Here is a 12,475-nt window from a genome sequence, read left to right as displayed (position 1 = left end):
CGCGGCCGCGATCATGAGCCTGGTGCAGTCCGCGAAGCTCAATGGCCACGATCCCTACGCCTATTTGAAGGACGTGCTCATGCGCTTGCCCACGCATGCGGCCAGTCGTATTGAAGAGCTGCTGCCGCATCAGTGGCGACCATCGGCATCGAACTGATTCGATTGCCCATCGACTTCAAGATGGGTTCGCCGGCCGCATACGGCGTACCGACCTCTATGCCACCCTGTCGTTCCTTCAAAACCACAATCAAGCCAGCTACACGTTGGCAGGTTCGGCTAACCCGGGGTTGCCGCTCGCGTACCCAGGGGCGGATGCACGGGGCGTGGCAGTGGGAGTCGTGCATCGGTTCTAAAGTGGGATCGCCGCTCATCGGTGCCGCTACGATGGGCAGTTTTTAACTTCCCAGAGACGATCTCGGCCACCGCAGAGCTGCCGCAGCTCATACGCCTCGAATGCCGATCTGTGAGTGTCGCTTATCGTCCGCAATTCGAAGAGAATCGGACATTCGGTTACGTGGCGCGAATGCCCCTTTATGGCTGATTTCCGCCTGTTGCCAGGATTTCCATAATCTTGCTGATACCGCTGCCGTTGGGCAACTGAATCTCTGTCCCCAAGAAGCGGCTTGGTGGTTTGACCATATGACTTTGCTCCTTTGCGTTTTTCTAATGATTTGGACCTAAATCTTCGAAGTGCAAGTACCCTCGAAAGTTGTTCGCTTCTTCGTGCGAAGCGTCGCGCAAAACCGTGGACTGCCTTTGAATCGCCTCGAGACGAGGGCGGATTTGCTTCGCGACGCTTTCTGCCAACTCGCCCTCGTAGTCCAGGCAGTACATGATCCCTTGATGACTGAGAAAATTTCGCTTTTTCTTGAAGGCATCCAGCTCTCGGACTAGCTGATCGTTAGAAGAGCGTTTTCGAAAGACGTTTATTAGTCCCTCAAGCGACGAATTCTCATAGTCTTCGCCGCGAAACTGGAATGTCATTCGATCGCCGATACGCTTCGCTGCCAACGCAAAGGCATCGGTGATGTACAACTTCAGCTCTTGCTCTACCAACTGACACCCCGAAAGAGCGTAGGCCACCTCGAGGTAAAAGTCTCTTCCCTCCATGCCCCCCTCCGATTCCGATCTATTTTGTTAAGGTCCGATACGTTTCGATAATTGCACGAAAAATCTCAGGATCGGGCCGCCAGATTTTAAAGTTCGTTACCTGGACAATTTGACGGGACGTTCATGGTCGTTCGCATCAGTGTTAGAACGTCTTCCAGTCAGCTTCGACTGCAACAGGAGGCGTTTCGCTCACGGCGGCGTGCGATTGAGATTGCAATGACTGCGCTAGCGCGGAGCGCGCTGCGACTGCCTGGATGGGCGTCCTCTCCGGTGTGCGTCGCGGCATGACGCTACGGGGTGCCGTGACCGCCGCTCGCGCCGAGCCCGGGTTGCCGACCGTCTCGTCGACCTTGAAGACCGCGACGGCCTCACGCAGTACCTGAGCCTGGTCGGCCATCGACTGCGCAGCGGCCGACGCTTCTTCGACCAGCGCCGCATTCTGCTGGGTCACCTGGTCCATCTGGACGACGGCCTGATTGACCTGCTCGATGCCGGTGCGCTGTTCTTCCGAGGCTGAGGAGATTTCGCCCACAATCTCGGCCACCCGCCTCACGGACTGAACGACTTCATCGATCGTGCTGCCCGCTTCCGCAACGAGCTTGGAGCCGGCGTCCACCCGATTCACCGATTCGCCGATCAGGTCCTTGATTTCCTTGGCCGCCGTCGCGCTGCGTTGAGCGAGCGTGCGCACTTCGCCCGCCACGACTGCGAAGCCGCGTCCTTGTTCGCCGGCTCGCGCGGCCTCGACCGCTGCGTTCAGCGCGAGGATGTTGGTCTGGAACGCGATACCCTCGATCACGGTGATAATCTCGCCCACCCTGGTGGAACTGTCGGAAATCCCGTGCATCGTCTCCACCACACGCCCGACCACTTCCCCGCCCCGCTGCGCGACCTCCGATGCGGTATTTGCCAGCGTTGTGGCCTGCCTCGCGTTGTCCGCATTTTGACGCACCGTGGCCGTCAGCTCTTCCATGCTCGAGGCGGTCTCTTCCAGTGATGCAGCCTGCTCCTCGGTGCGCTGCGATAGATCGGTGTTGCCGGTAGCGATCTGCCGGGAGGCAACGCTGACCGAACCGACCGAGTGCCTGACTTGACCGATAACCTCCGCTACACGCGCTAGCAACGCATTGAACGCAGCGGCGGTGTGGCCGATCTCATCCATACGCTCGACCTTCGCCGTGCGCGTGAGGTCCAGCGAGTGACTCACTTGCTGCATTACGCTTTGAATGTTGTTCAAGCCTGCGGTGATCAGCCGGTACAGCTGGAGTCCTAAGCCGCCGCTCACTGCCAGCGCCACGACCATACAGCTCACCAGCAACCAGAAGGCCTGCGCGTAAGCGGCGTTGTTCGCATCGCCCAGATCAGTGCCAAGCTTCTGGTCGTAGACGATCTGATCATCCAGCCCTGTCGCCAATGCTGCGAACGCCTTGCGCACAGTGCCGCTGTCCATCAGCATCGCCTCGGCGCCCGCCAGATCGCCGCCGCGAGCTTTCACCGCGAGGCTTTGCCGTGCTGCCCGGTAGGCGGCGAGATGGGCCTTGTCGGCTTCGAGCATCTGGCGGTCGGTGTCGTCCGAGATGTCGTCCCGCTGGTACGTGGCGATATGTTGGTCCACCCTTTTGTCGAGGGCATTGATCGCTTGTTCGATGGCGGCCCTGCCAGCGTCATCGGTACTCAGCACGTACTGGTAGTTCAGCCGGACATAGCCGCCAATATCCGATTTAGCGTCTTCAAGATCCTTGATGCTGGGAATGATATTGACCTGGACATACTTGAAGCGCTGTTGCGCCTGATTGAGCCGCCATAGGCCGAGACTTCCAACCAAGAGGAGCGCCACCAGGGCGATGGACAGGGTGAGGAGCAGGCGTCTGGAGAGGGTCATGCGGATCCTGAGGTAATTAGAGATATGCTATGTTTATCGGACCAAATTGTCGATAGTTGAGGGTTTTTCCTTAGGTATTTTTGGGCGGGCGCTCAACGGCCGCGAAAGCGGGCCGAATTTTAAGCCCGAAGGTTATTTGGCGACATTAATTCACCTCCTGGATCGGGCTGTGAGCGCCGAGTACCGCTCAACCGTGCTCGCCGCGTTCCAGGACGTCGAGGACAACGCCGCTCTGCTGCATTGGCTGGACCTGGAAGTGGCCCACGAGGACGCCGCGGTGACTGCCTCCCAGCACACGCTCGACATCGCCAACAATCTCTACTCAATCTCTACCGGGAGGGCGCGGACAGCTATCTCGACGTCGTGACGGCCGAGACTGCCTTGCTCGAGGCCCAGCGATCCGCGCTCGATCTGCGCACACGCCGCCTGCTTGCCGACGTCGGCATGGTCCGCGCCCTCGGCGGCGGTTGGAATACAGACGACCTGCCATCGGCACAGGACGAGACTGCCGCAAATGTCGACGGATCCGGATCCCGTTGTTTCGACCCGCAGCGGGGATCGAACGAACTATGGGCGTGGCAACACGAAAAGCGCGACCAATCGACGCGTTACCCTGCGCACGAGACCGGTGCTTGAGTCCGCACGGAGCATGTTTAGCGTGGGCCGCTCGCTCGGTATCAAAATCGAGGTGGTCGCGATTGATGCATGGCGCAGGTTATCGCGCTGACGCGACATTCGAATTCGCATCGCTTGGCCGCTCCAAAGCCAAATCACCTGTGTGGGCGCCGCGCCGAAGTATGTCGAGTTACCCGGGATCTGCGCAAGCGCGGCCTCAGCCATCCGGACGCCAAGTTCGCGTGGCGTGATGGTAAAACCGGTGAGCGCTGGCGACGGATAGGCGGACATTTCGCCAGTTAGCAGGCCAGAGGTGACGGCTACGTCCTCGCCTGGCACTAGTCCCGCTTCGTGAAACCGGCGATAAGCGCCAATGGCCATGCTGTCACTTTGAAACAGATAGGCTGTCGGTCCGCTCTTGAGCGCAAGCAGGGCTTCGGTCGCATGATATCCGCCACGCTCACTGAACTCACCGTACTTCACGAGCGACGAATCGAAAGCAATGCCATGCCGCTTCAGCGCCTGTCGGAAGCTCTTGAGATAAATGTGCGCCTGCATTGCATCTTGCCCCGGCATGATGACCGCAATGCGCTCGTGTCCGAATCCAGCAAGGCGGTCGACCGCCTCCTCTGCAAACGCCGCGATGTCGCGGTCAATCCACGCGTGTTCGCCACCTGACTCGCTGCGCCCGAAAGCCAGAAACGGAAAGTTTTGACTGGCGAGAAAATCCAGGCGAGAGTCGTGACGACGGGTAGCGCTCGCAGCTTCAGAAACATCAGGAGAAGGCAACGCGCGGCCGTCGAGCGAGGCGGCTGAGAACAAGGAGAATTCGTCTGAAGGCGACTTGTATTTCATCTAGAGCGTCTGCGGGTTACCCGCGGCAGGTTGAAGCGCGAGCGGGCTTGGCCCGGCCGAAAGCGCCGGCTTCCACACATGAACCTTGCAGTACCAGGCCTGTGCGAATCTCGCCGCCCCGCGCACCTCAACTCCCGTCAGCGCGAAAGAATCGTCCGATAGCTCGGTGAGCTTTGCGTCTACCAACGGCGCAAGCAATTCGTCGGACTTGGTCGTTCCGCCCGGTCTCAATCGTGCCACGGTCACTTGTGTCGCCAACTCACCGACGAGTTCAGCCTCGATGGTCAGCTCGCCCGATATCGCCGTTTGCTGGTCGGAGTTCCTGGCGGATAGAGGTTGGCCATTGAGACGCATTGTGGTGACTTGTACTCGCATGTCTCGACTCCAAGGAAAACCGCGCGTTCGCAAGGTTAAATCATCACGCCAACTTTGGGGGCGCAGCAGACCGTTGCTAGCAAAAGTTTTTGCTCACAGTCGCCAGTCCACCCAGCAGATGCGACATGTCCACTAGCCGCTGTGCGACCAGGTGACGCACCTCTCCCTCACACTGCCATGTGCCATACACTGCGAGTAGCGAAGCGCCCAGCGCTTCACGCCGTTGTTTTTCCAAAAGGGAGGGCCAAATGATGACATTGACGTTCCCTGTCTCATCTTCGAGGGTCACGAAAACTACCCCTTTCGCGGTCCCGGGCCGCTGACGCACGGTGACCAAGCCGCAGCCTCGCGCGAGCTTCCCATCTCGATAGGTACGTAGCGTCGATGCCGGCATCAAGCGCTTTGCAAGCAGCTGTGGCCGCAGCAATTCCAAAGGATGACGACCCAAGGTCAGCCCGGTCGAGTTGTAGTCAGAGATGATGTCTTGTGCTTCGGACGGTGCTCCAAGTGCTGGCGTTTCGTCATCGACCTTCGCTGTCGCGAGCATGTCCTTGTCCGGCACTGCGGCAACGGATTGCCAGAGCGCCCCTCGCCGGTTGCCTGCAAGCGAGGACAGTGCGTTGGCCGCGGCTAGCACCTGCAAGTCATGTCGGTCTAGTTGTGCGCGCTGCGCCAGGTCGGCCACGGTTTTGAACTGCCGCACCGCACGTGCGGTTTCGATGCGCTCGGCCGAGCCGTCGCGCATGCCCCTGAGCAATGACAGGCCGAGTCGGACAACCGGGCGGCCACCATCGACAGCCTGCTCTAGAATCGAGTCCCATCCGCTGATTGTCACGTCAGTTGGCAAGACGACCACGCCATGCCGCTTTGCGTCCTGCACCAACTGCGACGGCGAGTAAAAACCCATGGGTTGACTGTTGAGCATCGCGGCCAGAAACGCCTCCGGTTCGTGACACTTCAGCCAGGAGCTCGCGTATACGAGCAGCGCGAAGCTAGCTGCATGACTCTCGGGGAAGCCATATTCTCCGAAACCTTTGATTTGTTCGAAGATGCAATCCGCAAACGACTTCTCGTATCCGCGCTCCGTCATGCCATTCACGATGCGGTCGTAGTAGTGTTCCAGTCCTCCTTTGCGTTTCCATGCGGCCATCGCGCGGCGGAGCTGGTCAGCCTCGCCGGGTGTGAATCCAGCGGCAAGCATCGCGACCTGCATTACCTGCTCCTGAAAGATAGGCACGCCGAGCGTGCGCTCAAGAGCAATCTTCAGTGCCTCGCTTGGATAGGTGACGGGCTCGAAGCCCTGGCGTCGCCGCAGATACGGATGCACCGCGCCTCCTTGAATCGGACCGGGCCGGACAATTGCCACTTCAATCACCAGGTCGTAAAACGTCCGTGGCTTCAGCCGCGGCAGCATCGACATCTGCGCGCGCGACTCAATCTGAAACACCCCCACCGTGTCCGCCTGCGAAATCATCTCGTAGGTCGCAGCGTCCTCGGACGGGATGTCTTGCAACTCGAAGAGTTCACCACGCTGCTCGTACACGATATCGAGTGCCCGACGGATTGCTGACAGCATGCCCAGCGCGAGCACATCTATTTTCAGCAAGCCAAGCGATTCGAGGTCGTCCTTGTCCCACTGAATCACGCTGCGCTCAGGCATCGCTGCATTCTCGACGGGGACGAGGCGCGTGAGCTTCCCGCGGCTGATGACAAAACCACCCGAGTGCTGAGATAAGTGGCGTGGGAAACTCAGCAACTGCGCTGCGAGCGAGGCCCACGATTGAATCAGCGGTGTCTCCGGGTCCAGGCCGGACTCGGCGAAACGCTTGAGCAGGTCCTTGCTGTCATCAAACCAGTGATGGGCCTTCGCGACCTTGTCCACAATCTGGGGGTCGACACCTAATGCTTTGCCCGTCTCACGCAACGCGCCTCTCGGCCGGTACGTGGAGATTGCGGCTGCAATCGCAGCTCGGTCCCGGCCGTATTTCTTGTAGATGTATTGAATGACCTCTTCGCGGCGCTGATGTTCGAAGTCGACGTCGATGTCCGGCGGCTCCCCGCGTTCCTTGCTGATGAACCGCTCGAACAGCATGCTGCCGCGCGCTGGGTCGACCTCTGTCACGCCGAGGCAATAGCAGACGGCCGAGTTTGCCGCCGAACCCCGTCCCTGACAAAGGATATGTTGGCTGCGAGCAAATCGAACGATGTCATACACCGTCAGGAAGTAGGCCTCGTACTTCAGCTCGCCGATAAGCTCGAGCTCGTGCTCAATCTGCTCCTGCACCGCGTGCGGAATGCCCATCGGAAATCGCCGGTGTGCGCCGATATAGGTCTCTTGCCGGAGATAGGCCTCATGCGTAAAGCCCGCTGGCACGAGTTCGTCCGGGTACTCGTAGCGCAACTCGTCAAGCGAAAAGATACAGCGCCGCAAGACCTTTACCGTCTCTTCAAGCGTGTGCTCAGGGTACAGGTTCGCGAGACGCAGTCTTGAGCGCAAATGCTGCTCGGCATTCGGCGTCAGGTCATAACCGCATTCGGTAACCGGCTTACCTACGCGAATCGCCGTCATGGTGTCCTGCAGCGGTTTGCGCGAGCGAACGTGCATCAAGACATTCCCCGTTGCCACGACGGGCACGGAGTTTCGTGCGGCGACCTGCTCGACGATGCCTCGGTGAATGTCATCCAGGGCGCGCCGGTTCAGCGTCAGTCCGACCCACGCACGGCCTGGGAAGGTGGTGTCGAGCCACTCGACCTGCACATCCAATCCTTCCTCATTCGCAGGGAAGTCCGGCACCAGAATTGCAAGGCAGTCGGGCATGCCGCGAAGGTGTGCGTGCGAGACCTCCGGGTTGGACAGGTCACGCGGTGTCAGAACGTACTGTCCTTTATCCGCACGCATGCGTCCGAGCGTGATGAGTTCGCAGAGGTTGCCGTAGCCTTCGCGATTTTGGGCAAGAAGAATCAAGCCGAATGCCGGCTTCTTGTCCGCATGGACGAGATGGAAATAGGCGCCAATCACGAGCGGCAACTTGTCTTGCTTGGCCTGAACATGCGCTCGCACGACGCCGGCGACCGAGCACTCGTCGGTGATGGCAATGCCGGCGTATCCGAGTTGTGCCGCGCGGGCGACCAACTCCTCACCACGGGAAGCGCCTTGGAGAAAAGTGAAGTTTGAAAACGCGAATAGCTCCGCGTAATCGGGAAGGGGCGAGAACGGGGTATCCACGGCCTGTCATCCGAACAGCCCATGAAGGAACCAGCGCGTCTCGTCGACGACTTCGCTTCGCGGACGTTCGCGATAAATCCAGTAGCAGCTCTGGTCATCGGCTTGAGCGACAAAGTAGTCGCGACTCGCCAAGGCGCCATCGAACCAACCGGCTTCAATGCGCTCGCCCGTCGAGACCAACTTCAGCGGCGAACCATAAAAAGGTCGGTTGTTGCGAATCAGCAGCTTGAGCGGCGTCTCCAGCAACCAGGTCGGTCGCGGAAGGTTGGACGGCGCTGGGTCGACGCGACGCCTATCGGTTATCGACAGCCATCGATTCGCGTGTTCCGGGCGATGGTCCGACGTCGGCGCCGCGCGCAGGACGTTCTCTGGGCCCAATCGGGCGACCAGCAACTCGAGCAAACGATTATGGTCCTCGGGCGTGCCGCCTGGCTCCGGGAACAACGTCTCATTCGGCGGCTCCGCTGCTTCGACTTTCACCGCATTGAGCCGCACGGCAATCACGGCTGCACTCAACTCAGTGCGCCCTAGTCGCTCTTTGAGCAAGCGAACGAGATGGTCCTCTCGCCACGTAGGTTCGGCGAGCGCGATGTCGAGGGTCGTCGGCTCAATCGCTTGGCGACCACGCTCATGCTCGAGCACAAGTGCCGCGTGAGTCACTGCGAACTGCTGTGCACTCAGCCAGCCGCACATCTGCGCAATGAGCCGGCGTGCAGAGAAGAGTACAGCCTCGGCGTGCTCAATGCGGTCGGGAAGCTCCAGCCGGGCGGAGAAGGTCGGCGGGACGACGAGCCATTCATACAGCTCGGGGGCGAGCCCATAGGCGCGGTCCAACGAATCCAGTAGGTCCACCCCGCACCTCTTCTTCAGACCGGGGCGCGGAAGGCGCCGGATGTCGTTCAGCGTCGTACATCCCAACCCGGCAAACCATTCGGAATATTTCCGAACTTCCGGTGCCGCGTAAAAAGGCAGCGCGCCGAGCACGCGTTCGAGTGAGCTCAACTTGAGAACGCGGCGCCGTTTGTTTGTCGCGAGCAACCAGGCACCTTGCCCGGTGGGCGCGGTGCTGATGCAGGCCGAGAGCCCGATGGCATCGACCACTTTGCCAATCAACTTGCACAGCCGCAAGATGCCGCCGAAAAGGCGCAGGCTGCCCGTAACGTCCATGACGACCGATGCGTCTTCGGACAACGCGACCATCGGCGTGAACCCCATCAAAGCAAAGGCGAGCTCGCGTTGGACATCGGTTTCGCGCAACACATCGCGCTCATAGAGCAGCGCATCGGGCGATAGCGTCAGGACGCCACCGCGCTTCATTCCCATGCGAACGCCAGCCTCGCGAGCCGTTGGGTCCGCGACGATGACTTTGCCCCTGTCGAGTACGACGCATCCGTATTCCGGCTTAGACGACCAGCGCGGACGGAATACCTCGAGCGACAGCCGGGGCAGGTGCAAACCGACGAACACGCCCATGGGGACTCAGCAAGATCGGAGAGGGTTGAAGGGTCACCGAGAGCTTCTCGGCACGAATAGGACCTTTGCGTTTCACGATGTCGACCACGATGCCATCGCCGGCAGGTCGCACAGCGAGCCGCAGCGTCGCCGGCGACGAATCCGAGGCGCTCGCCAGGGGCCGAATCATCAAAAACAAGGTCTCGCCCTGCTGCGCGGCCAAGTGGAGGCGGCGCAGGGACTCGGCTCGGATGTGTTGCTGCCAAAACAGGAGTGCGCCGCAACTGCCGGCCTTCAGGATTTGCTCGGCAGACCAGAGCGCGTCAGCCGTTTTTGAGGGTCGCAGCATCATGAGCTTGTCAGCCGGCACGCCCAAGTAGGCGAAGGCCAGAGAATTGGGGACGTGCGGCGGCTGAACCAGCGCAAGGGGACGCTTGCCCACAGCGGCGAGCGCCGGCCGGAGCAGACGCATCTCGCCTACCCCCGGTTGCTGCACCAAAAGCTCCACAAGCCTTCCCAACGGCCAGCCTCCGCCGGGGAGCTCGGCCGACAGCGCCGCGTAGCCCGTATCGACCGTCTTTTCGAACGTCCGTGCGAGCTGAGACCCGCGCCATAAGGCGGGGTGAATATCTTCGACGTTTTTGGGGAGAGCCGACATGGCGAAAATACCTGTATAGATGTACAGTATCCTACATGGGAAAACGCCACGGTGAACAGTCCCTTTTTTCTGCCCACGCTGCAGGAGCCGACGATTGGATATTCGCCTGAGGCACTTGTGCTGTTCCTCTGCGCGCCATTCGTTCCTGCGCGACCCACGTCCCCGCGCCGCCCCATTCGCCCATACGATTTGCGCTACAGACGAATCTGGCGAAGACCGAATTGACAGTCGAACACGTCACAGTGAACCGGTACAAGCTGTACGGTCCCATCCGGTCGCTTGGGCCTGCGAGGGCTGCCACCGCCATGGGCCTAACGAGACGTGCGCTGGCAGCGTGTACCACGTTAAGGATGCCAGTTCCCACGACGCATTTTGTACGGCGGCAACTCCTGGGCAAGGCAACGGCCCCCGAACCCCTCCCCCTTTGTTTGGTTGCGCCGAACTGCGGTTCGCCTGGCGACCCCGTCATTGCGGTATCGGTGCAGAAGGCCTGTGGACGGGCGGTCGGGCAACGCAGACGGGCCCGCGACCAAGCCCGCCGCACTCCGTCTCTTTAACGCATCCGATTCGAGCGATTCTCAAAGCGAGTTTTTTCCAAGGCGAGGTAGGTAGGCGTGGCTGGACACTCTGTCGGCAGCCGGTCTCTTGAGAACGCCCCTATCCGCGGCGAACTGTTCCCTCGGACTTCAATTGCCGAAGCGACGCAGCTTTGTGCCACCCGTTGACAGCTCGGGCATGCTGCGTGCGGAGCATAGGAGCACCCTTTTTTAGGAGGTGAATCATGGGCTCAATCAACCCGCAAGGCGGCACCCAAGGGGGAGCCAATATCGTCGGTGGCGGTATCGGCGAAGGACCGGGGCCGGACATCATGGCCGCAGCAACGCTCGATGGGAACAAGGTCATGTCAGCGGACGGCGAACACGTGGGCAAGATTTCAGACATCATGCTGGACGTCCGCAACGGACGCATCGCGTATGCTGTGCTGTCGGCGGGAGGTTTCCTCGGGATGGGGGCTGATCTGCATGCCATTCCGTGGAGCGCGCTGACTCTCGATACTGACCAGAAGTGCTTCTTCGTCGACATTACGGCGCAACGCCTGAAGGACGACCCCGGCTTCGACAAGGACCACTGGCCAACGATGGCTGATGCGAATTGGGGAGAGTCGACGTATAGCTACTACAACCGGCAGCCGTACTGGTCTGCGTCGAACAGAGAAGCGGAAGGCGACCCTGCCCTCCGGCCGAGCGAGCATTAGCACAGCAGCACCCTGGACCGACCCGGACGCGTCATTAGCCGCAGGTCTGGCATCTACGCCGCCGCGCATCGCCGCGGCGGCGTAGGTACCCCGGCAGGGCGCGCAACGGATGGGATTGGCGCACAAGTTCGGGCGGCCTGAAGTCATTGTTCGAAGCGGCTGGGAGTCATAAAGGCGCCAGGCACCGCGCTCGCTGCCGCCGGAGAGGTTAGACCGCATTATTCGTCCGTCTGACCTGGGTTGATGGGCGCGAGGGGTCGCTGGAGAGTCGCCACGGCGGCGGACGATTGAACCTATCCTTGCACACTGACGCGGCGAACAGCACGCTGTACGGCTAGTCGCAGGTTCGAATTTTCCTGTGCCATTCCGGGGCGTAGACCATTTAAACGACAGCGCGACGCGACCGCGCTCCGGCTGCACGAGGAACGCACCGATGACTACTGGTCTGCCCCGAGGAACGACGGCTGACACCGGGACAACCGACGGTTCCGTCATTTACGTGGTCGATGACGACGCGGCAATCCGGCAAGCCCTCGGCGCGCTGATGCGCTCCGTGGGCTTCCGCGTCGAAGTGTTCGAATCCCCTGAGGAATTTCTGCGGTTTCCTCACCCTGCCGCGCCAAGCTGTCTCATCCTCGACGTGCGACTCCACGGAAAAAGCGGCATGGCGTTTCATCAGGAAATCGTCAATAGCCGTCGTATTCATGACCGGTCATGGCGACATCGAGATGGGTGTGAAGGCGATGAAGGCCGGCGCGCTAGACTTTCTTGCCAAGCCGTTCAAGGACCAGGACATGCTCGACGCTGTGGCTCAGGCACTGACGCGAGACAGCAAGCGGCTCGCGGCAGAGACAGAGTTTGCCGGTCTGCGCGCTTTGTATGAATCTCTGTCACCGCGCGAGAAAGAAGTGATGGCCTTTGTGCTATCCGGCCTGCTGAACAAGCAGATTGCCACTGCGATGAACCTGAGCGAAATCACGGTCAAGGTTCACCGTGGACAGGTCATGCGCAAGATGGAGGCGCGCTCGATGCCCGACCTTGTCCGCA

The 12,475-nt window shown here is 60.6% G+C and carries 10 protein-coding genes and 2 pseudogenes; 5 read left to right on the top strand and 7 right to left on the bottom strand.

The window, feature by feature from the left end; genetic code table 11:
• Together HV670_RS28125 and HV670_RS31530 are read left to right on the top strand one after the other, a co-directional pair.
• On the top strand, nt 1-157 hold a 157-nt coding region (locus tag HV670_RS28125; RefSeq protein WP_175108242.1), incomplete at its 5' end, for a transposase domain-containing protein.
• A gap of 43 nt (nt 158-200) precedes the next feature.
• Nucleotides 201-353, top strand: a pseudogene (locus tag HV670_RS31530) (porin); the annotation flags it as partial.
• A 310-nt stretch (nt 354-663) separates the two neighbouring features.
• Here HV670_RS31530 and HV670_RS28120 read toward each other — a convergent pair.
• Together HV670_RS28120 and HV670_RS28115 are read right to left on the bottom strand one after the other, a co-directional pair.
• Nucleotides 664-1,110, bottom strand: coding sequence for a hypothetical protein (locus tag HV670_RS28120; RefSeq protein WP_175108241.1), 447 nt, complete (start codon nt 1,108-1,110; stop codon nt 664-666).
• A 142-nt stretch (nt 1,111-1,252) separates the two neighbouring features.
• Nucleotides 1,253-2,992, bottom strand: a complete 1,740-nt coding sequence (locus HV670_RS28115) for a methyl-accepting chemotaxis protein (protein ID WP_175108240.1) — start codon at nt 2,990-2,992, stop codon at nt 1,253-1,255.
• Between the two features lie 46 nt (nt 2,993-3,038).
• Here HV670_RS28115 and HV670_RS28110 point away from each other — a divergent pair, with 46 nt between their 5' ends.
• Nucleotides 3,039-3,359, top strand: a complete 321-nt coding sequence (locus tag HV670_RS28110) for a hypothetical protein (protein WP_175108239.1) — start codon at nt 3,039-3,041, stop codon at nt 3,357-3,359.
• 200 nt (nt 3,360-3,559) lie between these two features.
• On the opposite strand, the gene HV670_RS28105 is transcribed toward HV670_RS28110, so the two are convergent.
• The 5 genes from HV670_RS28105 to imuA all read right to left on the bottom strand — a co-directional run bounded on the left by HV670_RS28105 (nt 3,560) and on the right by imuA (nt 10,173).
• Entirely contained in the window at nt 3,560-4,462 is a 903-nt protein-coding gene (locus HV670_RS28105) for a substrate-binding domain-containing protein (protein ID WP_175108238.1), read from the bottom strand.
• Nucleotides 4,463-4,837, bottom strand: a complete 375-nt coding sequence (locus tag HV670_RS28100; protein WP_175108237.1) for a hypothetical protein — start codon at nt 4,835-4,837, stop codon at nt 4,463-4,465.
• A 76-nt stretch (nt 4,838-4,913) separates the two neighbouring features.
• The gene (locus HV670_RS28095; protein WP_175108236.1) at nt 4,914-8,063 is read right to left on the bottom strand and encodes an error-prone DNA polymerase; all 3,150 of its coding nucleotides are present in this window, start codon (nt 8,061-8,063) and stop codon (nt 4,914-4,916) included.
• A gap of 6 nt (nt 8,064-8,069) precedes the next feature.
• The gene (locus HV670_RS28090; protein WP_175108235.1) at nt 8,070-9,536 is read right to left on the bottom strand and encodes a Y-family DNA polymerase; all 1,467 of its coding nucleotides are present in this window, start codon (nt 9,534-9,536) and stop codon (nt 8,070-8,072) included.
• The gene (gene imuA / locus HV670_RS28085; RefSeq protein ID WP_175108234.1) at nt 9,466-10,173 is read right to left on the bottom strand and encodes a translesion DNA synthesis-associated protein ImuA; all 708 of its coding nucleotides are present in this window, start codon (nt 10,171-10,173) and stop codon (nt 9,466-9,468) included. The genes HV670_RS28090 and imuA overlap by 71 nt, the downstream gene beginning before the upstream one ends.
• Nucleotides 10,174-10,954: 781 nt before the next feature.
• On the opposite strand from imuA, the gene HV670_RS28080 reads away from it, so the two are divergent.
• A complete protein-coding gene (locus HV670_RS28080) occupies nt 10,955-11,428 on the top strand; it encodes a PRC-barrel domain-containing protein (RefSeq protein ID WP_175108233.1) in 474 nt (157 codons plus the stop codon).
• 433 nt (nt 11,429-11,861) lie between these two features.
• Nucleotides 11,862-12,475, top strand: a pseudogene (locus HV670_RS28075) (response regulator transcription factor); the annotation flags it as partial.

The sequence above is a fragment of the Pararobbsia alpina genome, assembly GCF_902859895.1.
Lineage (GTDB): Bacteria > Pseudomonadota > Gammaproteobacteria > Burkholderiales > Burkholderiaceae > Pararobbsia > Pararobbsia alpina.
The sequence above is the reverse complement of the archived record's forward strand: the minus strand, read 5'-3'. Positions and strand labels throughout refer to the sequence as shown.